Annotated in this window: 25 protein-coding genes and 1 tRNA gene; 4 read left to right on the top strand and 22 right to left on the bottom strand. The window is 58.6% G+C overall.

What is annotated here, in order from left to right; translation table 11 throughout:
* Nucleotides 1-2: 2 nt before the first annotated feature.
* The 14 genes from CKW30_RS20230 to trmJ form a co-directional block, all read right to left on the bottom strand.
* Nucleotides 3-1,022 carry a RodZ family helix-turn-helix domain-containing protein gene (locus tag CKW30_RS20230; protein WP_095181707.1) on the bottom strand — a complete coding sequence of 340 codons (1,020 nt, stop codon included), beginning with the start codon at nucleotides 1,020-1,022 and terminating at the stop codon, nucleotides 3-5.
* The gene (pilW, locus tag CKW30_RS20225; protein ID WP_095181706.1) at nucleotides 1,022-1,780 is read right to left on the bottom strand and encodes a type IV pilus biogenesis/stability protein PilW; all 759 of its coding nucleotides are present in this window, start codon (nucleotides 1,778-1,780) and stop codon (nucleotides 1,022-1,024) included. Before pilW ends, CKW30_RS20230 begins: the two co-directional genes overlap by 1 nt.
* A 12-nt stretch (nucleotides 1,781-1,792) precedes the next feature.
* On the bottom strand, nucleotides 1,793-2,941 hold the full coding sequence (rlmN, locus tag CKW30_RS20220) for a 23S rRNA (adenine(2503)-C(2))-methyltransferase RlmN (protein WP_024014215.1): 1,149 nt from the start codon (nucleotides 2,939-2,941) through the stop codon (nucleotides 1,793-1,795).
* Between the two features lie 28 nt (nucleotides 2,942-2,969).
* Nucleotides 2,970-3,395 carry a nucleoside-diphosphate kinase gene (ndk, locus tag CKW30_RS20215; RefSeq protein ID WP_024014216.1) on the bottom strand — a complete coding sequence of 142 codons (426 nt, stop codon included), beginning with the start codon at nucleotides 3,393-3,395 and terminating at the stop codon, nucleotides 2,970-2,972.
* An 87-nt stretch (nucleotides 3,396-3,482) separates the two neighbouring features.
* Complete coding sequence (iscX, locus tag CKW30_RS20210) at nucleotides 3,483-3,683, bottom strand: Fe-S cluster assembly protein IscX (RefSeq protein WP_095181705.1); 201 nt, start codon at nucleotides 3,681-3,683, stop codon at nucleotides 3,483-3,485.
* A gap of 14 nt (nucleotides 3,684-3,697) precedes the next feature.
* On the bottom strand, nucleotides 3,698-4,039 hold the full coding sequence (gene fdx, locus CKW30_RS20205; protein WP_095181704.1) for an ISC system 2Fe-2S type ferredoxin: 342 nt from the start codon (nucleotides 4,037-4,039) through the stop codon (nucleotides 3,698-3,700).
* Nucleotides 4,039-5,904 (bottom strand): Fe-S protein assembly chaperone HscA, encoded by a 1,866-nt coding sequence (hscA, locus tag CKW30_RS20200; protein WP_039761433.1) that lies wholly within the window; start codon nucleotides 5,902-5,904, stop codon nucleotides 4,039-4,041. The genes fdx and hscA overlap by 1 nt, the downstream gene beginning before the upstream one ends.
* A 50-nt stretch (nucleotides 5,905-5,954) precedes the next feature.
* The gene (gene hscB, locus CKW30_RS20195) at nucleotides 5,955-6,476 is read right to left on the bottom strand and encodes a co-chaperone HscB (RefSeq protein WP_095181703.1); all 522 of its coding nucleotides are present in this window, start codon (nucleotides 6,474-6,476) and stop codon (nucleotides 5,955-5,957) included.
* A gap of 8 nt (nucleotides 6,477-6,484) precedes the next feature.
* Nucleotides 6,485-6,808 carry an iron-sulfur cluster assembly protein IscA gene (iscA, locus tag CKW30_RS20190; RefSeq protein WP_003227904.1) on the bottom strand — a complete coding sequence of 108 codons (324 nt, stop codon included), beginning with the start codon at nucleotides 6,806-6,808 and terminating at the stop codon, nucleotides 6,485-6,487.
* 34 nt (nucleotides 6,809-6,842) lie between these two features.
* Nucleotides 6,843-7,229, bottom strand: coding sequence for a Fe-S cluster assembly scaffold IscU (iscU, locus tag CKW30_RS20185; protein ID WP_003227907.1), 387 nt, complete (start codon nucleotides 7,227-7,229; stop codon nucleotides 6,843-6,845).
* A gap of 101 nt (nucleotides 7,230-7,330) precedes the next feature.
* Nucleotides 7,331-8,545 carry an IscS subfamily cysteine desulfurase gene (locus tag CKW30_RS20180; protein WP_016773324.1) on the bottom strand — a complete coding sequence of 405 codons (1,215 nt, stop codon included), beginning with the start codon at nucleotides 8,543-8,545 and terminating at the stop codon, nucleotides 7,331-7,333.
* 50 nt (nucleotides 8,546-8,595) lie between these two features.
* Nucleotides 8,596-9,087: a Fe-S cluster assembly transcriptional regulator IscR gene (gene iscR, locus CKW30_RS20175; protein WP_016773323.1), complete on the bottom strand. Its 492-nt coding sequence runs from the start codon at nucleotides 9,085-9,087 to the stop codon at nucleotides 8,596-8,598.
* Nucleotides 9,088-9,327: 240 nt separating this feature from the next.
* Nucleotides 9,328-10,104, bottom strand: coding sequence for a serine O-acetyltransferase (cysE, locus tag CKW30_RS20170; protein ID WP_024014221.1), 777 nt, complete (start codon nucleotides 10,102-10,104; stop codon nucleotides 9,328-9,330).
* A 3-nt stretch (nucleotides 10,105-10,107) separates the two neighbouring features.
* Nucleotides 10,108-10,878, bottom strand: coding sequence for a tRNA (cytosine(32)/uridine(32)-2'-O)-methyltransferase TrmJ (gene trmJ / locus CKW30_RS20165; protein ID WP_041479930.1), 771 nt, complete (start codon nucleotides 10,876-10,878; stop codon nucleotides 10,108-10,110).
* Between the two features lie 145 nt (nucleotides 10,879-11,023).
* Between trmJ and suhB the strand changes: the two genes are divergently transcribed.
* Nucleotides 11,024-11,842, top strand: coding sequence for an inositol-phosphate phosphatase (suhB, locus tag CKW30_RS20160; protein ID WP_016773320.1), 819 nt, complete (start codon nucleotides 11,024-11,026; stop codon nucleotides 11,840-11,842).
* A gap of 250 nt (nucleotides 11,843-12,092) precedes the next feature.
* On the opposite strand, the gene CKW30_RS20155 is transcribed toward suhB, so the two are convergent.
* The 6 genes from CKW30_RS20155 to queA form a co-directional block, all read right to left on the bottom strand.
* Nucleotides 12,093-12,641: a glycine zipper 2TM domain-containing protein gene (locus CKW30_RS20155; protein ID WP_039761427.1), complete on the bottom strand. Its 549-nt coding sequence runs from the start codon at nucleotides 12,639-12,641 to the stop codon at nucleotides 12,093-12,095.
* Between the two features lie 121 nt (nucleotides 12,642-12,762).
* Nucleotides 12,763-13,677 carry a protein translocase subunit SecF gene (gene secF, locus CKW30_RS20150; protein ID WP_041479932.1) on the bottom strand — a complete coding sequence of 305 codons (915 nt, stop codon included), beginning with the start codon at nucleotides 13,675-13,677 and terminating at the stop codon, nucleotides 12,763-12,765.
* Between the two features lie 9 nt (nucleotides 13,678-13,686).
* Nucleotides 13,687-15,555, bottom strand: a complete 1,869-nt coding sequence (gene secD, locus CKW30_RS20145; RefSeq protein ID WP_016773318.1) for a protein translocase subunit SecD — start codon at nucleotides 15,553-15,555, stop codon at nucleotides 13,687-13,689.
* Between the two features lie 65 nt (nucleotides 15,556-15,620).
* Complete coding sequence (gene yajC / locus CKW30_RS20140; protein ID WP_016773317.1) at nucleotides 15,621-15,959, bottom strand: preprotein translocase subunit YajC; 339 nt, start codon at nucleotides 15,957-15,959, stop codon at nucleotides 15,621-15,623.
* A gap of 43 nt (nucleotides 15,960-16,002) precedes the next feature.
* Nucleotides 16,003-17,118: a tRNA guanosine(34) transglycosylase Tgt gene (gene tgt / locus CKW30_RS20135; RefSeq protein WP_160768392.1), complete on the bottom strand. Its 1,116-nt coding sequence runs from the start codon at nucleotides 17,116-17,118 to the stop codon at nucleotides 16,003-16,005.
* Between the two features lie 14 nt (nucleotides 17,119-17,132).
* Nucleotides 17,133-18,197: a tRNA preQ1(34) S-adenosylmethionine ribosyltransferase-isomerase QueA gene (gene queA / locus CKW30_RS20130; protein WP_095181702.1), complete on the bottom strand. Its 1,065-nt coding sequence runs from the start codon at nucleotides 18,195-18,197 to the stop codon at nucleotides 17,133-17,135.
* A gap of 108 nt (nucleotides 18,198-18,305) precedes the next feature.
* Here queA and CKW30_RS20125 point away from each other — a divergent pair.
* Nucleotides 18,306-18,390, top strand: a tRNA-Leu gene (locus CKW30_RS20125).
* 127 nt (nucleotides 18,391-18,517) lie between these two features.
* Nucleotides 18,518-19,399, top strand: coding sequence for a hypothetical protein (locus CKW30_RS20120; RefSeq protein WP_143497996.1), 882 nt, complete (start codon nucleotides 18,518-18,520; stop codon nucleotides 19,397-19,399).
* A gap of 305 nt (nucleotides 19,400-19,704) precedes the next feature.
* Here CKW30_RS20120 and CKW30_RS27680 read toward each other — a convergent pair whose 3' ends face one another.
* Both CKW30_RS27680 and CKW30_RS20110 read right to left on the bottom strand, forming a co-directional pair.
* Nucleotides 19,705-20,061 carry a hypothetical protein gene (locus tag CKW30_RS27680; protein ID WP_095181806.1) on the bottom strand — a complete coding sequence of 119 codons (357 nt, stop codon included), beginning with the start codon at nucleotides 20,059-20,061 and terminating at the stop codon, nucleotides 19,705-19,707.
* A 171-nt stretch (nucleotides 20,062-20,232) separates the two neighbouring features.
* On the bottom strand, nucleotides 20,233-20,451 hold the full coding sequence (locus tag CKW30_RS20110; RefSeq protein ID WP_236708192.1) for a DUF6429 family protein: 219 nt from the start codon (nucleotides 20,449-20,451) through the stop codon (nucleotides 20,233-20,235).
* A 221-nt stretch (nucleotides 20,452-20,672) separates the two neighbouring features.
* Between CKW30_RS20110 and CKW30_RS20105 the strand changes: the two genes are divergently transcribed.
* The gene (locus CKW30_RS20105) at nucleotides 20,673-21,002 is read left to right on the top strand and encodes a hypothetical protein (protein WP_016773313.1); all 330 of its coding nucleotides are present in this window, start codon (nucleotides 20,673-20,675) and stop codon (nucleotides 21,000-21,002) included.
* Nucleotides 21,003-21,034 lie beyond the last annotated feature (32 nt).

Here is a 21,034-nt window from a genome sequence, read left to right as displayed (position 1 = left end):
ACTTATTGACCCAACTTCAGGCGAGCAGTCTCGCCACTGGTGAACGGAGCGATATCGACCGGTTGGCCGTTGTAGCTGACCTGTGCCGCGCGGGCAACGCCCAGACGTACGGCGAGCGGCGGCTTGCCGGAAACACTCACGCTGTCGCCTTTATGCTTCAGGCCGCTGAAAATCACTTTGCCACGGCCATCGGTCACCTGTGCCCAGCAATCGCCGGTGAACTGCAACTGCACCTGGCCTTCGCCGGCAACAGGCGCAGCTGCTTCAGCGCTTGGCGCTTGAGCAACCGGCGCGGTCGGGGCAGGTGTCGCTGGGACATTCGGCGCTGGAGTGGCCGGAGCCGCCACCACTGGCGCAGGCGTCTGTGCCGGTGCGCTTGGCGCAACTGCCGGGGCAGCTGGCTCGGTCGCTGGGGCAGCAGATTCGGCGCCGGTCGATTCAGCACTGGTTTCCGACTGCGGCAAGGCCAGCGTTGTCGAACTGTCGGCCTGATTTTCGGCGACAGCCTGATCTTCCGGCTCGTCGATCGGGTGGATCTGCGTGGTGCCGTCCGCGCCTTCGACTTCGACGTGTTCCGGCGCCAGGCTGGTCAGATCGCGGGTGCGCTGCGAGGTCTGATCCTGCCACCAGACGAAACCGCCGCCGATGACCGCGATCAGCAGCAACAGGCTGACGATGCGCAAAATGGTGTGGGAAACGCGCACCGGCTCTTCGATACGACCGAGGGCATGAACGTTGCTGCCCTGGGAATCGGTACCGGTGGACTGGTCGAATTGCTGAACCAGAACGGTCTGGTCCATGCCGAGCAATTTGGCATAGGCGCGAATGTAACCGCGAGCGAAGGTATGCCCCGGCAGCTTGTCGAAAGCGCCGGCTTCAAGATTGCTCAGGGACGTCACGGTGAGGTTGAGCTTGAGGGCCACTTCGGCCAGCGACCAGCCATTGCTTTCGCGGGCCTGGCGCAGGGTCTCACCGGGATTTACGCGATTCGCTGCTACAACTTCGGGATGCGCCGCTTTCATCATTGCTCCGACAGGTATTGCTGATATTCCGGCGTACCGGGATAGAGTCGTTTTAATTGCAGACCGTAACTGGCTGTCTTGTCGCGATCTTCAAACACTTTTGCCAGCCGAACGCCGAGCAATAGACTACGTGCATTTTGTTCGGTGAGCTGGCTGAAACGGTCGTAATAGTCACGCGCGGGCACATAATGCCTGTCTTCGAAGGACAACTCAGCCATTTCCAGCAATGCGCGCGGTTGTTGGCGATTCAGGCGCAGCGCCTTTTCCAGCTGTTGCTGCGCCAGATCACGCTGACCAAGCTTGGCGGCGGTCATGCCGAGGTTTTCGAAGACCCGCGAGCGCTCAGGATACAGGGTATCGGCGGCCGCTTGTTCAAAACGCTCGTAGGCTTCCTTGTAGCGCTGTTCTTCGTAGAGAAAACTGCCGTAGTTGTTGAGGATGCGGGCATCGGCAGGACGTGAGGACAAGGCCTTGCGAAAGTGCTCGTCGGCAAGTGCCGGCTCCATCTCGGCCTGAAACACCAGACCGAGGGCCGCATTGGCATCGGGGTCTGAACCGTCCAGCTCCAGCGCTTTCTTCAGTGGCACCTTGGCGCGCTCGGTCATGCCTTGCTGAAGATAGCCCAGCCCCAGCTGAACGTAGGCAGCCCGCGCTTCATCGCGGCCCTTGCTGGTCTTCATCGGGTTGTAGTCACCCGACAGGACACAGCCAGCGCACAGGCTGGCCAACAGCAACAGCAGCGCAAAGCGCAGGGACATAGAGATCCTCTCTTAGTTAGTGTTCGCGGCGTTCTGTGCCAGATCGCTGTCGGCGCTCAACTCGCGCACGGCGATGTAACGTTCGCTGCGACGGGTGCGATCCAGCACCTGCCCTACCAATTGACCACATGCGGCGTCGATGTCTTCACCACGGGTGGTGCGCACGGTGACGTTGAAACCGGCCTGATGCAACTGATCCTGGAAGCGGCGGATGGCATTGTTGCTCGGCCGCTCGTACCCGGAGTGCGGGAACGGGTTGAATGGGATCAGGTTGATCTTGCACGGGATGTCTTTAAGCAGCTCGATCATTTCCACTGCGTGCTCAAGCTTGTCGTTGACGTCCTTGAGCAAGGTGTACTCGATGGTCAGCACACGTTTCTCGCCAAGGGCGGACATGTAGCGCTGGCACGACTCGAGCAGCATCTTAAGCGGATATTTCTTGTTGATCGGCACCAATTGGTTACGCAATGCGTCATTCGGTGCATGCAGGGACAACGCCAGGGATACGTCGATGTGCTTGGCCAGCTCATCGATCATCGGCACCACACCCGAGGTGGACAGGGTCACGCGGCGCTTGGAGATCCCGTAGCCGAGGTCATCCATCATCAGATGCATGGCGGCGACGACGTTGTCGAAGTTCAGCAACGGCTCGCCCATGCCCATCATCACCACGTTGGTGATGGCGCGGTCGACGGTGGCCGGGACGCTGCCGAAAGATTTGTTGGCAATCCACACCTGACCGATGACTTCGGCGGCGGTGAGGTTGCTGTTGAAGCCTTGCTTGCCGGTGGAGCAGAAACTGCAATCCAGGGCACAGCCTGCCTGGGACGAAACGCACAAGGTGCCGCGTTTGCCCTGGGGAATGTACACGGTCTCGACGCAGCTGCCGGACGCCACGCGCACCACCCATTTACGGGTGCCGTCGCTGGAGATGTCCTCGCTGACCACTTCCGGTCCACGCACTTCAGCAATGGCCTTGAGCTTGTCGCGCAAGGCTTTGCTGACGTTCGTCATGGCGTCGAAATCATCAACGCCAAAGTGGTGAATCCATTTCATTACCTGACCGGCACGGAAACGCTTCTCCCCGATTGAGTCGAAGAATTTTTCCATTTCCGGCTGGGTCAGACCCAGCAGGTTTGTTTTAACAGTCGATGTAGTCATGGATTCACCTTCACTCTGCAAGCAATGCTTAGCGAGTGGTTACTTCAGTAGCTGCGAAGAAGTAAGCGATTTCGCGAGCGGCAGCAGCTTCGGAGTCCGAACCGTGAACGGCGTTGGCGTCGATCGATTCAGCGAAGTCAGCACGGATGGTGCCGGCAGCAGCTTCTTTAGGGTTGGTAGCGCCCATCAGCTCACGGTTGCGAGCGATAGCGTTTTCACCTTCCAGAACCTGAACGACAACCGGACCGGAAGTCATGAAAGCAACCAGGTCACCGAAGAAACCGCGCTCGCTGTGCTCAGCGTAGAAGCCTTCGGCTTCGGCTTTGGACAGTTGCTTCAGTTTCGAAGCTACAACGCGCAGGCCAGCGTCTTCGAAGCGAGTGGTGATCTTGCCGATCACGTTTTTAGCAACGGCGTCAGGCTTGATGATGGAGAAAGTACGTTGAACAGCCATGGTGTAACTCCAGAAACGGTAATTTGCGAAAAATTAAACCCGCGAATTATACGCGGGTTCTTGGGTATTGCCTAACCTGCGAGACGATCAGTCCAATTCTGCGGCCCAAAGCTCCTGAACCACTTCAAGCACCCTCTCGCCGACCCGGCCAGAAGTAGCATCGAAGTCAGGCAGCTCAAGGATCATCTGCTGCAGACGGACAAAACCTACAGAGTATGGATCGAGCCCCTCGTGGGCCTCGGCCAGCTCTTCTGCAATGCGTTGAACATCATTCCAACCGTAGCTCATGACAGTCTTACCAGTCAGTGCGGCGCTTCCGCCGCATGGTTAAGCGAATATTTCGGAATCTCGACGGTGAGGTCTTCCTCACCGACGATGGCCTGGCAAGCCAGACGCGATTGCGCCTCAAGGCCCCAGGCACGATCAAGGAAATCCTCTTCCAGCTCGTCAGCCTCTTCCAGCGAGTCAAAACCCTCGCGGATGATGCAGTGGCAGGTGGTGCAGGCGCAGACGCCGCCGCACGCGCTTTCCATCTCGATATGGTGTTCGTGGGCCAGTTCGAGAATCGATGTGCCGGGCGAAGCCTCGACCACCATGCCTTCAGGGCAGAACTTCTCGTGGGGCAGAAAAATGACCTGCGGCATCAGATATCCTCGATTTCATTCAGGTTGCGTCCCGACAGAGCGGCTTTCACCGTCAGATCCATGCGGCGGGCAGCAAAAGCATCGGTCACTTGCGACAGACGCTTGGTCTGCTGCTCGATGGCGTAGCCATCGGTACCTTTCATCAGTTCGGCCAGTTCCTGCATTTGCAGTTCGATGACCATGCGCTCTTCGGCGTCGAGCAGACGCTCGCCATCGGCCTCCAGCGCGCCCTGCACCGCTTCGAGCAGGCGCTGGGCATCGACTTGCTGCTCACGCAGAACGCGGGCGACCTTGTCGTCATTGGCGTGCTGGAACGAATCCTTGAGCATCTTGGCGATTTCGCCATCGGTCAGACCATAGGAAGGCTTGACCTGAATGCTCGCTTCAACGCCCGAGCCCAATTCACGGGCAGACACGCTGAGCAGACCGTCGGCGTCGACCTGGAAGGTCACGCGAATTTTCGCCGCACCGGCCACCATCGCCGGAATGCCGCGCAATTCGAACCGAGCCAGAGAGCGGCAGTCGCTGATCAGCTCGCGCTCACCCTGCAACACGTGGATCGCCATGGCCGACTGGCCGTCTTTATACGTGGTGAAATCCTGAGCGCGCGCGACGGGGATGGTGGTGTTGCGCGGAATAACCTTCTCCATCAGCCCGCCCATGGTTTCCAGCCCCAGGGACAGCGGAATCACGTCGAGCAGCAGCAGTTCGCCGCCATCGCGCTTGTTGCCAGCCAGGGTGTCGGCCTGGATCGCGGCCCCGATGGCAACCACTTGATCCGGGTCGATTTCCGTCAATGGCTGACGACCGAAGGCTTCGGCAACGGCTTCACGCACGCGCGGCACGCGGGTCGAACCGCCGACCATGACCACGGCGTGGACGTCTTCCAGCTCGATACCGGAATCGCGAACCGCGCGGCGGCAGGCTTTCAGACTGCGCGCGACCATTGGCTCGATCAGCGCATCGAAGGCTTCGCGGGTCAGTTGCGCTTTCCAGTCGCCGTAAGCCACTTCCACACTGGCCGCATCGGTCAAAGCCTCTTTGGCCGCGCAAGCGGTTTGCAGCAGATTGCGTTGTGCGCCCGGGTCGAGATCGGCGGACAGGCCAGCACTCTCGATGATCCAGCCGGCAATCGCATGATCGAAGTCATCGCCGCCCAGCGCGCTGTCGCCGCCAGTGGCCAGAACTTCAAAGACGCCGCCAGTCAGACGCAGAATGGAAATATCGAAGGTACCGCCACCAAGGTCATAAATTGCAACCAGGCCTTCAGCATGTTGATCCAGACCATACGCCACAGCAGCAGCGGTCGGCTCATTGAGCAGACGCAACACGTTCAGACCGGCGAGTTTGGCCGCATCTTTGGTGGCCTGACGCTGCGCATCGTCGAAGTAGGCAGGAACGGTGATTACCGCGCCAACCAGTTCGCCACCCAAGGTCGCTTCAGCGCGCTGACGCAGGACCTTGAGGATATCGGCGGAGACTTCAACCGGGCTTTTCGGTCCTTGCACGGTGTCGATGAACGGCATGTGCGATTCGCCGCCGACAAAGCGGTACGGCAGTTGCTCGCCCAATTGCTTGACGTCGGACAGACCACGACCCATCAAGCGCTTGACCGAAAGCACGGTGTTAAGAGGATCGGAGGATGCCGCCAGCTTGGCGGACTCACCGACTTCGACGCGGTCGGCGTGATAACGCACGGCGGACGGCAGGATGACCTGCCCGTTGGCGTCGGCCAGCGGTTCGGAAAGACCACTGCGCAGCGCAGCGACCAGCGAATTGGTAGTACCCAAGTCGATGCCCACAGCCAGACGGCGCTGGTGCGGTTGAGGACTTTGGCCGGGTTCGGCGATCTGCAGTAGAGCCATGGTGATCAGGTCTTGTCTGTCTGTCAGCGTGCAATCAGGGCAGCACTGGGTTAATCGTCGAGGCGCTCTTCCAGCTGGCGCACTTCGTAGGTGAGCTTGTCGAGGAACTGCATGCGCCGCATCAGGCGTTCGGCCTGTTCACGTTGCGCTGCATCATCCCAACAGGCTGCGAAGCTTTCGTTGAGCTGTTCCTGAGCCGCCTTCAAACGACGCTTGAATACCGCGACACCGTCGAGGTCGGCGCTGTCCTGCAGATCTTCGAGCTCTTCGCGCCATTGCATCTGCTGCAGAAGAAACTCGGGATCGTGGACGGTGACTTCCATCGGCACTTCATGCCCGCTGATTTTCAGCAGGTAGCGTGCGCGCTGGGCCGGGCTCTTGAGCGTCTGGTAGGCGTCGTTGAGCCGCGCCGATTGCTCGAGCGCCGAGCGCTGCTCGCGTTCGGAGGCGTCGGCAAAACGGTCAGGATGGACGCCGCGCGCCAACTCACGGTAACGCGTGGCCAACTGCTCGAGATCCAGGCGGAAGCTCGGTTGCAGCTCGAATAAAGCGAAATAACAAGGAATACCCACGACCAGCCTCAGATGTTGAAGCTTTCGCCGCAGCCACATTCACCGCGCACGTTGGGGTTGTTGAACTTGAAGCCTTCGTTCAACCCTTCCTTGACGAAGTCGAGCTCGGTACCGTCCAGGTAGGCCAGGCTTTTCGGGTCGATGATCACCTTTTCGCCGTGACTCTCGAACACCTGATCTTCCGCCACTACCTCGTCGACAAACTCCAGCACGTAGGCAAGGCCGGAACAGCCTGTGGTGCGAACACCCAGACGAATCCCTTCACCTTTGCCGCGCCCGTCGAGGGAGCGCCGCACGTGTCGAGCAGCCGCTTCTGTCATGCTGATAGCCATCGTTGACTCCTTACTCGTCGCCGAATCTTGAAATTCAGATCAAGCCTTTCTTCTGCTTGTAGTCGCGAACAGCCGCTTTGATAGCGTCTTCAGCGAGCACGGAGCAGTGGATTTTCACTGGCGGCAGGGCCAGTTCTTCGGCCAGCTGAGTGTTCTTGATGGTTTCGGCTTCATCCAGGGTCTTGCCCTTCATCCACTCGGTAGCGAGGGAGCTGGAGGCGATTGCCGAACCGCAACCGTAGGTCTTGAACTTGGCGTCTTCGATAACGCCCTGATCGTTGACCTTGATCTGCAGGCGCATCACGTCGCCGCACGCCGGAGCGCCGACCATGCCGGTGCCGACATCAGGATCTTCCGCGTTCATCTTGCCGACGTTGCGCGGGTTTTCGTAGTGGTCGATGACCTTTTCGCTGTAAGCCATGATTCTCAATCCTCACTCATCAGGGCCGCTCTTGAGACCCTGCAACTGCGCTGCGTTAACCGCCGCGTCGCTACAGGATCTGTATCCGGCGGCTTCTATAGTTAGTGTGCCGCCCACTCGATTTTCGAGATATCGACGCCGTCTTTGTACATGTCCCACAGCGGCGACAGAGCGCGCAGCTTGGTAACGGCCTCGCAGACTTTCTGCGCGGCGTAGTCGATTTCTTCTTCGGTGGTGAAACGGCCGAAGGTAAAGCGGATCGAGCTGTGTGCCAGTTCGTCGTTGCGGCCCAGGGCGCGCAGTACGTACGAAGGCTCCAGCGACGCCGAGGTACAGGCCGAACCGGACGATACCGCCAGATCCTTGAGCGCCATGATCAGCGACTCGCCTTCAACGTAGTTGAAGCTCAGGTTCAGGTTGTGCGGAACGCGGGCGGTCAGGCTGCCGTTGACGTACAGCTCTTCCAGATGCTCGACCTGCTTGTAGAAGCGATCGCTCAAGGCTTTGATGCGCACGTTTTCAGCGGCCATGTCTTCCTTGGCTACGCGGAACGCTTCGCCCATGCCGACGATCTGGTGGGTCGCCAGGGTGCCGGAACGCATGCCGCGCTCGTGTCCGCCGCCGTGCATGGTCGCTTCGATGCGCACACGCGGCTTGCGGCTGACGTACAGCGCGCCGATGCCTTTAGGGCCATAAGTCTTGTGAGCAGAGAACGACATCATGTCGACTTTCAGCTTCTGCAGATCGATTTCGACCTTGCCGGTGGACTGAGCCGCGTCGACATGGAACAGCACGCCTTTGGCGCGCAGCATCTCGCCGATGGCAGCGATGTCGTTGATGGTGCCGATTTCGTTGTTGACGTGCATCACCGACACCAGAATGGTGTCTTCGCGCAGTGCGGCGTCAATCATTGCCGGGGTGATCAGACCGTCTTCGGTCGGCTCGAGGTAGGTGACTTCGAAGCCTTCACGCTCCAGCTGGCGCATGGTGTCGAGGACTGCCTTGTGCTCGATCTTGCTGGTGATCAGGTGCTTGCCCTTGGAGGCGTAGAAATGTGCCGCGCCCTTGATCGCCAGGTTGTCGGATTCGGTGGCACCGGAGGTCCAGACGATTTCGCGCGGGTCGGCGTTGACCAGATCGGCCACCTGACGACGGGCGTTTTCGACGGACTCTTCAGCCTTCCAGCCGAACACGTGGGAGCGGGACGCCGGGTTACCGAAGTTTCCGTCGACCAGCAGGCATTCACTCATTTTCTGCGCAACGCGCGGATCAACCGGGGTGGTTGCAGAGTAATCAAGGTAAATCGGCAATTTCATGGACTATCTCCTAAATCAGGGCTGGCGTGCCGCGGGTAGCTCTTCGGCTGTCATTCGACGGCGGACGCTTCAATCTTGTCCAGGCGTGGCGCCTTGCTGCTGCAACGGCGCTGGTCCTGACGCTGGGCCACTTCTTGTACCTCACGGCGAGTGACAAGGTCGGCCAAGCTGATACCGCTCAGAAATTCGTGAATCTGCAGGCTCAAGTCGCACCACAGATGATGGGTCAGGCAGGTATCACCGGAATGGCAATCGCCCTGGCCCTGGCACTTGGTGGCATCGACCGATTCGTTCACCGCATCGATCACCTGGGCGACCTGGATGCCCTGCATGTCGCGGGACAACTGGTAGCCACCACCCGGACCGCGAACGCTGGAAACCAGGTTGCTGCGGCGCAGCTTGGCAAAAAGCTGCTCGAGGTAGGACAGGGAGATGCCTTGGCGCTCGGAGATATCGGCCAGAGACACCGGCCCGTGCTGCGCGTGCAACGCCAGGTCAAGCATGGCGGTCACGGCGTATCGGCCTTTTGTAGTCAGTCGCATGGACAGTTACCACGGAGTTCGGAATGGGCGGGAGTATGCAATTCCCGAGCATTTAAGTCAACTATAAGACCTAGTGCTTTAGTCGGGTTTACCCGCAAAAGAGCGCGCGCACTATAGCAAAGACGGGCTGCGGACAGCCAGCGGAACCGCGTGATCGTTCTTCGCGAGCAGGCTCGCTCCCACATTGGAATGCATTGCTCTTGTGGGAGCGAGCCTGCTCGCGAAAAGCAGCGCCGCGGTTCAGCCGGCTTTCGATTCGTCCTTGCCCTTGACGCAAGCGAAGTCTTCTTCACGCAGTTCAGGCAGATCTTTCGCACAGTAATTGCTGCCCAGATCCTTCAGTGCGCCGCACATGCCTTCCAGGCGCCCGTCCACTGCTTGCAGATGATCGAGCAACTGGCCGATGGCGCGGGCCACCGGGTCGGGCATGTCTTCGCTGACACCGTAGGCGTCGAAACCGATCTTTTCCGCCATGGCTTTGCGCTTGGCGTCCTGCTCTTCGTCGGTCTTGACGATGATCCGCCCCGGAATCCCCACCACCGTGGCGCCCGGCGGCACTTCTTTGGTGACCACAGCATTGGAACCGACTTTGGCGCCGGCACCCACAGTGAACGGGCCAAGCACCTTGGCGCCAGCGCCGACCACCACGCCATCACCCAGCGTCGGGTGGCGCTTGCCTTTGTTCCAGCTGGTGCCGCCGAGGGTCACACCCTGATAGATAGTCACGTCGTCGCCGATCTCGGCGGTTTCACCAATGACGATGCCCATGCCGTGGTCGATGAAGAAACGCCGACCGACCTTGGCGCCCGGATGAATCTCGATCCCGGTCAGCCAGCGACCGAAGTTCGACACCAGCCGCGCCAGCCACTTCAATTCGTTGCGCCAGAGCATGCCGGCCAGTCGATGAATCCAGATCGCATGCATGCCGGGGTAGCAGGTCAGCACTTCAAAAGCGTTACGTGCCGCCGGGTCTCGATGGAATACGCTCTGGATATCTTCACGCAAACGCTCAAACATCATTCAATCCTTCCGCTTTAGAAGCTCGCCACGGGCCGCTTTCTGGGTTTCCGTGAGGATGCCACGCAAAATATTCATTTCCGCCCGGCTGACCGAGCTGCGTCCGTACAACCGGCGCAGGCGCGCCATCAAGTGCCGTGGCTTTTCCGGATCGAGGAATTCGATGGCGACCAGCGTCTGCTCCAGGTGCTCATAGAATCGCTCCAGCTCATCCATGGTCGCCAGCTCGGCGCTTTTCACCGAGGCCACTTCTTCTTTCTCGACCTTGCTCGGCTGACCCTGTGCGGCCAGCCAGGCCATGCGCACTTCATAACTCAACACCTGCACCGCCGCCCCGAGGTTCAGCGAACTGAACGTCGGGTCGGAAGGGATGTGTACGTGAAAATGACATCGCTGCAGCTCTTCATTGGTCAGGCCGGAATCTTCACGGCCGAACACCAAAGCAATCTCGGCGCCCTGCCCGGCTTCCTCGACCACCTTGTTGCCGCATTCGCGCGGATCCAGCAGCGGCCAGGGAATACGCCGGTCGCGGGCGCTGGTGCCGAGCACCAGATTGCAGCCGACCAGAGCATCTTCCAAGGTGGCGACGACTTGCGCGTTTTCAAGGATGTCACCGGCACCAGAGGCGCGGGCATCGGCCTCGTGGTGCGGGAAGACCCGCGGATCGACCAGCACCAGTCGCGACAGACCCATGTTTTTCATGGCGCGCGCGGCCCCGCCGATGTTGCCGGGGTGGCTGGTGTTGACCAGGACGACACGAATGTTCTGCAGCAAGGGAGGCGCTCTCGGACACAGGAAAGGGGGGCAAATCTTACAGAACAGCCTACCGTTAAGCTATGAAAGCGAACAGCGTCCTTCACCTGAAGAAAAGTTCTGATAGAATGCGCGGCTTTCTTTAACAACCTTAGGTGACACATCCATGCAGCCCATGCTGAATATCGCGCTGCGCGCCGCCCGCAGCGCCAGTGAACTGATCTTCCGCTCCATCGAGCGCCTGGATACCATCAAGGTCGACGAAAAAGACGCCAAGGATTACGTATCCGAGGTCGATCGCGCCGCTGAACAGAAAATCATCGATGCCCTGCGCAAGGCTTACCCGAACCACTCGATTCAGGGTGAAGAAACCGGCCTGCACGCTGGCACCGGCATCGAAGGCGAAGAGTACCTGTGGATCATCGATCCGCTGGACGGCACCACCAACTTCCTCCGTGGCATTCCGCACTTTGCAGTGAGCATTGCCTGCAAATATCGTGGCCGCCTGGAGCACGCAGTGGTTCTGGACCCGGTTCGCCAGGAAGAATTCACCGCCAGCCGTGGTCGCGGCGCTCAACTGAACGGTCGTCGCCTGCGCGTCAGCGGTCGCACCAGCCTCGACGGCGCTTTGCTCGGCACTGGCTTCCCGTTCCGTGACGACCAGATGGACAACCTCGACAACTACCTGGGCATGTTCCGCGCCCTGGTTGGCCAGACTGCCGGCATCCGCCGCGCCGGTTCGGCGAGCCTGGACCTGGCTTACGTAGCTGCCGGTCGTTTCGATGCGTTCTGGGAATCGGGCCTGTCCGAGTGGGACATGGCTGCAGGCGCCCTGCTGATTCAAGAAGCCGGCGGCCTGGTGAGCGACTTCACCGGTGGTCACGACTTCCTTGAGAAAGGCCACATCGTTGCCGGCAACACCAAATGCTTCAAGGCAGTGCTGACGGCGATCCAGCCGCACCTGCCGGCTTCGCTGAAGCGCTAAGCTTTCCGCGAAACCAGAAAAGCACCCTACGGGGTGCTTTTTTTATCCCTGCGATTCAACACCGTTCCCTGTAGGAGCTGCCGAAGGCTGCGATCTTTTGATCTTGCTTTCAAAAAACAAAGTCAAAAGATCGCAGCCTTCGGCAGCTCCTACACTAATCAGGTGAATCAACAGGAGATCGGTTGACTGAAGAAATCGCGAGCACAAAAAAAGCACCCCGCAGGGTGCTTCTTTTCACAACTGTGGAGCCTTACTGTCCCGGCTCATTCTGCGACAGGATCAGCTTGCCTTCCTTGTCGACCGGAATCTGGTTGCCCGGATCGCGATCCATCCGCACTTTGCCTTCCTTGCCATCGAGCGAGTAACGCACGTCGTAGCCGACGACCTTGTCGCTGATGTCATTGACCGTGTTGCAACGGGTTTGCGTGGTGGTGTAGGTGTCGCGGTTCTGCATACCTTCCTGCACCTTGTTACCGGCATAACCGCCGCCAACTGCACCGGCCACAGTGGCAATCTTCTTGCCGGTACCGCCGCCCACCTGATTACCCAACAAACCACCGGCTACGGCACCGATCGCCGTGCCGAGAATCTGGTGTTGATCCTTGACCGGCGCCTGCCGGGTCACGGTTACATCCTTGCATACTTCACGTGGAGTCTTGATCTGTGTCTTGACCGGCTCAACGGCTAATACTTGCGCATACTCAGGGCCGCTTTTAACCAGGCTGTAGGTGGCAACAGCACCCCCGGCTGTGACACCGACAGCACCCAATACCGCACCAACCAGCAACGACTTGTTCACATGAACCTCCTGACCATCACATGCGGGACGCGCCCGCGCTTCTCCCAGCCTTGGAGCACAAAAAAAGGCGCGAGTTCAACTCGCGCCTTTTGTTGGCTGACAGCCGGGAAATCGCTGGCCGTTATGGACGGTCGTCGACTTCCTTGTCGGTGTTGGCCGGAGGAATCAGATCCTCGGTGGTCAGGTTCAGCCAGATCAGCACCACGTTGGCGATGTAGATCGACGAGTAGGTACCCGCCAGTACACCGATGAACAGCGCGATGGAGAAGCCGAACAGGTTGTCGCCGCCGAAGAACAACAGTGCCGCGATGGCCAGCAGCGTGGAGATCGACGTCGCCATGGTGCGCAGCAGGGTCTGGGTGGTCGAGATGTTGATGTTCTCGATCAGCGTCGCCTTGCGCAGCACACGGAAGTTCTCACGTACCCGGTCGAAAACCACGATGGTGTCGTTCAGTGAGTAACCGATGATCGCCAGCACCGCCGCCAGCACCGTCAGATCGAAGGTGATCTGGAAGTACGAGAGGATACCCACGGTCACGATCACGTCGTGGATCAGCGAGACAATGGCGCCGACCGCAAACTTCCACTGAAAGCGGAACGCCAGGTAGATCAGGATGCCGCCGAGCGCCAGCAGCATGCCGAGGCCGCCCTGGTCGCGCAGTTCTTCACCAACCTGCGGGCCGACGAACTCGACACGCTTGACCGTCGCCGGGTTGTCGCCGCCGACTTTCTGCAATGCGTCTGCGACCTGATGGCCCAGCTGCGGGTCCTCACCCGGCATACGCACCAAAAGATCGGTCGTCGCACCGAAGTTCTGCACCACAGCTTCGTGATAACCGGAAGTCGCCAGTTGCTCGCGCACCTTGGTGACATCGGCCGGACGCTCGTAGGTCAGCTCGATGAGCGTACCGCCGGTGAAGTCCAGACCCCAGTTCATGCCCTTGGTGGCGACGCTGAACAAGGCAATGACGGTAAGCAACACGGTGACGCCGAACGCGAAGTTGCGAACGCCCATGAAGTTGATTGTACGTAACATGGCAGCCCCTTAAATCCACAACTTCTTGAAGTCACGCCCGCCAAAGATCAGGTTGACCATTGCGCGGGTCACCATGATGGCCGTGAACATCGAGGTAAAGATCCCGAGGGACATGGTCACTGCGAAGCCCTTCACCGGGCCGGTGCCCATGGCGAAGAGAATGCCGCCGACCAGCAAGGTGGTCAGGTTGGCGTCGAGAATCGCGGTGAATGCCCGGCCGAAGCCTTCGTTGATTGCCCGCTGCACAGTCATGCCGGCGGCGATCTCTTCACGAATCCGCGAGAAGATCAGTACGTTGGCGTCGACCGCCATACCCATGGTCAAGACGATACCGGCGATACCCGGCAGGGTCAGCGTGGCGCCCAACAGCGACATCAATGCCAGCAGCAGCACCATGTTCACCGCCAGCGCGACGGTGGCGATGACGCCGAAGAAGCGGTAGATGGCGATGATGAACAACGATACGAACAGCATGCCCCACAGGGAAGCGTCGATACCTTTGGTGATGTTGTCAGCACCCAGGCTCGGACCGATTGTGCGCTCTTCAGCGAAGTACATCGGTGCAGCCAGACCACCGGCACGCAGCAGCAGTGCCAGTTCGGACGACTCGCCCTGACCGTTCAGGCCAGTGATGCGGAATTGCGCACCCAGCGGCGACTGAATGGTCGCCAGGCTGATGATCTTCTTCTCTTCCTTGAACGTCTGCACCGCAACGTCTTTCTCGACGCCATCAACCACTTGCTTGGTGTAAGTGGTGACCGGACGCTGTTCGATGAAGATCACCGCCATGCTGCGGCCGACGTTGGAGCGGGTCGCGCGGCTCATCAGCTCGCCACCGTGGCCATCCAGACGGATGTTCACTTCAGGCGTGCCGTGTTCGCCGAAACCGGCCTTGGCGTCGGTGACCTGGTCACCGGTGATGATCAGACCACGCTCGATCTGCGCAGGAGGACGGTTGCCTTCGCGGAATTCGAACGATTCGGAAGTGGCTTTCGAAGCGCCCGGCTCGGCGGCCAGACGGAACTCGAGGTTGGCCGTCTTGCCGAGAATACGCTTGGCTTCGGCAGTGTCCTGCACGCCCGGCAGCTCAACCACGATGCGGTTGGCGCCCTGACGCTGCACGATCGGTTCGGCAACACCCAGCTCGTTGACGCGGTTACGTACCGTGGTCAGGTTCTGCTTGATGGAGTATTCACGGATTTCCGCCAGCTTGGCCGGGGTCATCGCCAGACGCAGCACCGGTTGACCGTTGAGGTCGGCCGGAACAATGTCGAAATCGTTGAAGTTCTTGCGGATCAGCGCACGGGCCTGTTCGCGGGAATCTTCATCGCTGAAGCCCAACTGAATGGCACCGCCCAGTTGCGGCAGGCTGCGATAGCGCAGCTTCTCTTTGCGCAGCAGGCTTTTGACGTCGCCTTCGTAGACTTTCAGGCGCGCATCGAGGGCTTTGTCCATGTCCACTTCGAGCAGGAAGTGCACACCACCGGACAAGTCCAGACCCAGCTTCATCGGGTGCGCACCGAGGTTGCGCAGCCATTGCGGAGTGGTCTGTGCCAGGTTCAGCGCGACGACGTAGTCATCACCCAATGCCTTGCGCACAACATCCTTGGCCGGCAGCTGGTCTTCAGCCTTGCTCAGACGGATCAGACCGCCCTTGCCGCCTGCCGTCAGCGTAGCCGCCTTGACGTTGATGCCGGACTCTTTCAGCGCTGTGCTGACGCGAGCCAGATCGGCGTCATTGACCTGCAGAGCCGTGCTGGCGCCGCTGATCTGAATGGCCGGGTCATCAGGATAAAGATTGGGAGCGGAATAAATCAGACCGATCGCCAGCACCGCCAGGATCAGAATGTATTTCCACAGAGGGTATTTGTTCAGCATCACGCCGCCCGTTATGAACGCGGGGCGCCTTGCGCGCCCCGTCGATTGAGTAGAAGTTGTTGCTCTTAGATCGCTTTCAGCGTGCCTTTTGGCAGCGTGGCGGCGATGGCGCCTTTCTGGAACTTCATTTCCACGGTGTCGGAAACTTCCAGAACCACGAAGTCATCGGCAACCTTGGTGATCTTGCCGGCGATGCCGCCAGTGGTCACGACTTCGTCGCCCTTCTGCAGGCTGCTCAGCAGGTTCTTCTGCTCTTTGGCGCGCTTGGCCTGTGGACGCCAGATCATCAGGTAGAAGATGACCAGGAAGCCGACCAGGAAAATCCACTCGAAGCCGCCGCCCATTGGGCTTGCAGCAGCCGGTGCAGCTGCGTCAGCCATGGCGTTAGAGATAAAAAAGCTCATTTAGCACTCCAGTTGCAAATGTTGAATCTTGGGGTCAGAAAACTCAGTCCAAAGGCGGGACGGGAAGTCCGCGTTTGGCGTAGAAGGCATCGACAAAGGCGGCCAATGTACCCTGTTGAATAGCCTCGCGCAAACCAGCCATGAGCACCTGATAATGGCGCAAGTTATGGATGGTATTGAGCATGCTGCCGAGCATTTCGCCGCACTTGTCCAGGTGATGCAGATAAGCGCGCGAGAAGTTCTGGCAGGTGTAGCAATCGCAGGTCGGATCCAGTGGCGATTCATCATGGCGATGGAACGCGTTACGGATCTTCAGCACACCGGTATCGATGAACAGATGCCCATTGCGGGCATTACGGGTTGGCATCACGCAATCGAACATGTCCACCCCGCGGCGCACACCCTCAACCAGATCTTCCGGTTTGCCAACGCCCATAAGGTAACGAGGTTTGTCAGCGGGCATCTGGCCCGGCAGATAATCCAGCACCTTGATCATTTCGTGCTTCGGTTCGCCCACCGACAGACCGCCGATGGCGAGGCCGTCGAAGCCGATCTTGTCGAGGCCTTCGAGCGAGCGCATGCGCAGGTTTTCATGCATGCCGCCCTGGACGATACCGAACAGCGCCGCGGTGTTGTCGCCGTGGGCATTCTTCGAACGCTGCGCCCAGCGCAGCGACAATTCCATCGATACGCGCGCGACGTCTTCGTCAGCCGGATACGGCGTGCATTCGTCGAAGATCATCACAATGTCGGAACCGAGATCGCGCTGCACCTGCATCGACTCTTCCGGGCCCATGAACACTTTGGCGCCGTCGACCGGAGAAGCGAAGGTCACGCCCTCCTCCTTGATCTTGCGCATCGCGCCGAGGCTGAACACCTGGAAGCCGCCGGAGTCGGTGAGGATCGGGCCTTTCCACTGCATGAAATCGTGCAGGTCGCCGTGCTCCTTGATCACCTGAGTGCCAGGACGCAGCCACAGGTGAAAGGTGTTGCCCAGAATGATTTCCGCGCCCGTGGCGACGATGTCGCGCGGCAGCATGCCCTTGACCGTGCCGTAGGTGCCGACCGGCATGAACGCCGGGGTCTCGACGGTGCCACGGGGAAAGGTCAGGCGACCACGACGAGCCTTACCATCGGTGGCCAGCAGCTCAAAGGACATTCGACATTCGCGACTCATTCTGTTTCCTCTGGGCCTGTCTGTTCAGGGGCAGTTGGAGCGGGATTGCGGGTGATGAACATCGCATCCCCGTAACTGAAAAAGCGGTAGCCGTTTTCCACGGCGGCCTTGTAGGCGGCCATGGTTTCGGGATAACCGGCAAACGCGGAAACCAGCATCAACAGCGTGGATTCCGGCAAATGGAAATTGGTCACCAGGGCATCGACTACATGAAACGGCCGGCCCGGATAGATAAAGATGTCGGTGTCGCCACTGAACGGCTTGAGCACACCATCGCGCGCCGCGCTTTCCAGCGAACGCACGCTGGTGGTGCCGACCGCAATCACCCGACCGCCACGCGCACGGCACGCAGCGACCGCATCGACCACATCCTGGCCGACTTCCAGCCACTCGCTGTGCATGTGGTGATCTTCGATCTTCTCGACGCGCACCGGCTGGAACGTCCCCGCGCCGACGTGCAACGTCACGAACGCAGTCTCGACGCCCTTGGCAGCAATCGCCTGCATCAACAGCTCATCGAAATGCAGCCCCGCCGTCGGCGCCGCCACCGCACCCAGACGCTGGGCATACACGGTCTGATAACGCTCGCGATCCGAGCCTTCATCCGGGCGGTCTATATAAGGAGGCAACGGCATGTGCCCGACACGGTCGAGCAGCGGCAAGACTTCCTCGGCAAAACCCAGCTCGAACAGCGCATCATGACGCGCGAGCATCTCGGCTTCGCCACCGCCGTCGATAAGGATCTTCGAACCCGGTTTCGGCGACTTGCTGGAGCGCACATGGGCCAGCACGCGGTGCGCATCGAGCACGCGCTCGATGAGAATTTCCAGCTTGCCGCCGGACGCTTTCTGCCCGAACAGCCGCGCCGGAATCACCCGGGTATTGTTGAACACCATCAAATCGCCCGGGCGCAAATGCTCAAGCAAATCAGTGAATTGACGGTGTGCCAGGGCGCCGCTCGGCCCATCAAGGGTCAGCAGGCGACTACCGCGACGCTCGGCCAACGGATGGCGGGCGATCAGCGAATCAGGAAGCTCGAAAGTAAAGTCAGCAACGCGCATGATGGGGTTCGTCTAGCAGGGCCGGAAAGTCTAGCGGAAATATCGAAAATTGACCATGAAACGTGATTGACCAACGGTAATCACCTCTCTATACTTCGCCGCCATTGAGCCCTGATGGCGGAATTGGTAGACGCGGCGGATTCAAAATCCGTTTTCGAAAGGAGTGGGAGTTCGAGTCTCCCTCGGGGCACCAACATTAAGAAAGGTCTTGCTTAGCAAGGCCTTTTTTTTGCTTGGCGTAAAGGCGGCGTAACCCGCTTTTCGCAGAAGACGGCAAGAAGACGGAATCTAGACAGTCAAAGTCTCGTGGTGATATGGAAATGCATAAAAAATACAGTTGGCTGTTTCTCTCAGTATTGTTTCCTTTGATCCTGTTTACTGCCAGCCCATGGTGGGGAGCTTTTTTTACGGACAAAAAAGAGCTTAGCTATCAAACGCTTCTGAAACGCGATATTTCAGCTGATGAGAAGATATCGGAACAATGGCCAGGCATCGCTATTTCCTACGAAGGGAAAGATGTTAGCAAAGGGTCAGTTCTGACACTCGAAATCTCTAACACAGGTAAGGTTCCGATACAACGTGTTGATTTCGATAGCTCGATAATCATCCATGTATCGGATGCTTCCTCAATAATCTCATACAAGGTGCTTGACAGTTCACCGGCGAATCTTGGCGTCACCGTTAGCACGGTTAAGGAAGGCCTAGGGGTCGACAAGCTACTTTTAAACCCCGGAGAAGGTTTCTTACTCCAGATATTTTCGATTGCCCCACTGAAAATACTAGACGTGACAGCAAGGGTTTCTGGGATTTCTGAGGTTACTGAAGTAAAACAGGTCGAGCGGAATGGTGTTTACGTGAAATATGTATCATCCGTTGATTTCGGAAGAACAATGGAAAAACAAATATTCTCTATACCCCTATCAATTATAATTCTTGGCTCTATAGCTTCTCTCCTGGGCACTTTGATAAATGCAGCGCAAGCCATTGCTACTGACAAGTATCTGGGCAAAGCCGTATATGGCTGCATTTCCGCCACCCTATATCTGGCGACTCTGACCGGACTAAAGTTGCTTATGACACATGGGCAACAGGTCGGGATGAATAAATATTTTTTAGCTACGCTGATCTCCGTGAGCGCACTGATCATAGCAGGCTCATCCTTCTATCTAAGGAATCGAATCAATACTCCAAATCCGGAGTGAAGATCGCGGACATACTAAACGCCATAGCATCCCCCTTTGCCGACGCTTTTCAAACCTCTCTGGAGACCACGAGTGTGCTGGACTACTACGGTCTCCCTCGGGCTCCAACACAGAGAAAACGGCCTTGCGAAAGCAGGGCCTTTTTTTCCTCTGGAGAAAAGTGGTTGGTGCAATGCTGATCATTCAAGCCTCGTACTGACTGGGGAGCAGTTGAAACAGTCGGAATCGCTGCATCGCAGACACCTAAGGTGCTGTTCCCCCCAATCACGCGACACCAAACGTACCTACTTAACACGTGACCGGCCTCATAGCCTGGACGCTATCTCTTTCCACATGTAGTCATAGTTGTACTCCAACCAACGCACCAATAATCTGTCGTACTGCCTGCGAAACCAATTGCGCCGTCGCGCCGCGAGCCTCTCCTCTATCTCGGATCTGAGCCAATCAGGGTCGAACCCAGTCCATACAGTGGGCAGAACTGCAGCAATGTTTGTGAAACACACTGGTGCTACTTCTGAATAAAAAATCTTGTAGAGCACCGCTGGATCAACGCCCTTGAGCTGACGAACGACGTAGTCGTAATCAGTGGGGAAATGATTGAAAGGCTCCGATAAGGCATCTCTGACCCTAGTCAGTTGTGGTTCATTCAGATGATGTCCCAATGCAAAAATCCTCCGATTCCTTATCCAGTAACTCGCTACCGTTTCGTCTGCAGATCTGCGTGTAACCGCACCGACGACAATCGTATGCATATCGCTATGGCGAGCCATGGCCAAAACTGACGTCATTTTGCCGAGCAACAGCTCAAGTCCATAATCGGGCGCTTGCCCAACCTATTCCTTAGCCCCAAACATCCGCTCAGCAATCTCCCGCCCCCGCTCCATCCCTTCCTTCGTCAACCATATCGACTTGTTCCGGTTCACCGGATTACTGATCAAACCCTGCTCGTGCAAGCGGTTCATGATCTCGAAGTCATAGCCCTTCCACGCATTGCCGTCGTCGGAGCTATAGGCAGCCAGGAGAGCAAGGACGGCGTCGTCGATCAGTTTCATGTCGTATTCCATGATGGTCACTCCGCTGATGTTCAGTGTTTGTAATCAAAGCGTCGTATCAAAGTGGATGTCAATGCTGCGCGAGCTTGTAGGTTTTAGATGCCCGATTGCTGGTTGCCTCGACTGCGATCCCCGCCCGTATAATCACGCCCGCACGTCAAACCTCCTCTGGCATTTCGCGCATTGGTTTCAAGCCATCCACTTCACTGACAGACATCCCCATGGAAACCTCACTGGAAACCGTCGCCCTTTTCTCCCTCAAACTCGCCTACGAAGAAGAGGGGCTGAGCCCGATCCTGCGCGATGACATGGTCATGGGCGATTATCAGAAAGATGTTTTCGAGCTACTGGTGAAACGCGGCGATGTCGAGGCCATTCAGTTCAAGATGAACGAATGCCTGAACCTGGCGCTGGATGCCTTGGGTGGGGTCGAGAAGCCGTTGGGGCGGGAGTTGCGCAAGTTGTCGGCGGAGTTGGCTCAGGCGCGGTCGGTGGAGCAGCTGGGTCAGCCGCTGCTCGCGCTGAAGGGGTATCTGCGCGACATTCTTTGAGTGCCGCGCTACAACCATGCCGGTATCTCTCC

Source organism: Pseudomonas sp. Irchel 3F6 (genome assembly GCF_900187595.1).
Classification (GTDB): Bacteria; Pseudomonadota; Gammaproteobacteria; order Pseudomonadales; family Pseudomonadaceae; genus Aquipseudomonas; species Aquipseudomonas siliginis.
Note: the sequence above shows the minus strand (reverse complement) of the source record. Positions and strands in the feature narration are given on the sequence as shown.

Coding starts and splice junctions, on each gene's coding strand:
- iscA (WP_003227904.1), bottom strand. CDS start 6,808: ATGGCTATCAGCATGACAGAAGCGGCTGCTCGACACGTGCGGCGCTCC.
- iscR (WP_016773323.1), bottom strand. CDS start 9,087: ATGCGACTGACTACAAAAGGCCGATACGCCGTGACCGCCATGCTTGAC.
- CKW30_RS20105 (WP_016773313.1), top strand. CDS start 20,673: ATGGAAACCTCACTGGAAACCGTCGCCCTTTTCTCCCTCAAACTCGCC.
- iscX (WP_095181705.1), bottom strand. CDS start 3,683: ATGAGCTACGGTTGGAATGATGTTCAACGCATTGCAGAAGAGCTGGCC.
- suhB (WP_016773320.1), top strand. CDS start 11,024: ATGCAGCCCATGCTGAATATCGCGCTGCGCGCCGCCCGCAGCGCCAGT.
- tgt (WP_160768392.1), bottom strand. CDS start 17,118: ATGTCCTTTGAGCTGCTGGCCACCGATGGTAAGGCTCGTCGTGGTCGC.
- CKW30_RS20120 (WP_143497996.1), top strand. CDS start 18,518: ATGCATAAAAAATACAGTTGGCTGTTTCTCTCAGTATTGTTTCCTTTG.
- ndk (WP_024014216.1), bottom strand. CDS start 3,395: ATGGCTGTTCAACGTACTTTCTCCATCATCAAGCCTGACGCCGTTGCT.
- cysE (WP_024014221.1), bottom strand. CDS start 10,104: ATGTTTGAGCGTTTGCGTGAAGATATCCAGAGCGTATTCCATCGAGAC.
- CKW30_RS20230 (WP_095181707.1), bottom strand. CDS start 1,022: ATGAAAGCGGCGCATCCCGAAGTTGTAGCAGCGAATCGCGTAAATCCC.
- secF (WP_041479932.1), bottom strand. CDS start 13,677: ATGTTACGTACAATCAACTTCATGGGCGTTCGCAACTTCGCGTTCGGC.
- pilW (WP_095181706.1), bottom strand. CDS start 1,780: ATGTCCCTGCGCTTTGCGCTGCTGTTGCTGTTGGCCAGCCTGTGCGCT.
- CKW30_RS20110 (WP_236708192.1), bottom strand. CDS start 20,451: ATGAAACTGATCGACGACGCCGTCCTTGCTCTCCTGGCTGCCTATAGC.
- iscU (WP_003227907.1), bottom strand. CDS start 7,229: ATGGCTTACAGCGAAAAGGTCATCGACCACTACGAAAACCCGCGCAAC.
- hscA (WP_039761433.1), bottom strand. CDS start 5,904: ATGGCTCTACTGCAGATCGCCGAACCCGGCCAAAGTCCTCAACCGCAC.
- queA (WP_095181702.1), bottom strand. CDS start 18,197: ATGCGCGTTGCTGACTTTACTTTCGAGCTTCCTGATTCGCTGATCGCC.
- fdx (WP_095181704.1), bottom strand. CDS start 4,039: ATGCCGCAGGTCATTTTTCTGCCCCACGAGAAGTTCTGCCCTGAAGGC.
- CKW30_RS20180 (WP_016773324.1), bottom strand. CDS start 8,545: ATGAAATTGCCGATTTACCTTGATTACTCTGCAACCACCCCGGTTGAT.
- yajC (WP_016773317.1), bottom strand. CDS start 15,959: ATGAGCTTTTTTATCTCTAACGCCATGGCTGACGCAGCTGCACCGGCT.
- secD (WP_016773318.1), bottom strand. CDS start 15,555: ATGCTGAACAAATACCCTCTGTGGAAATACATTCTGATCCTGGCGGTG.
- rlmN (WP_024014215.1), bottom strand. CDS start 2,941: ATGACTACATCGACTGTTAAAACAAACCTGCTGGGTCTGACCCAGCCG.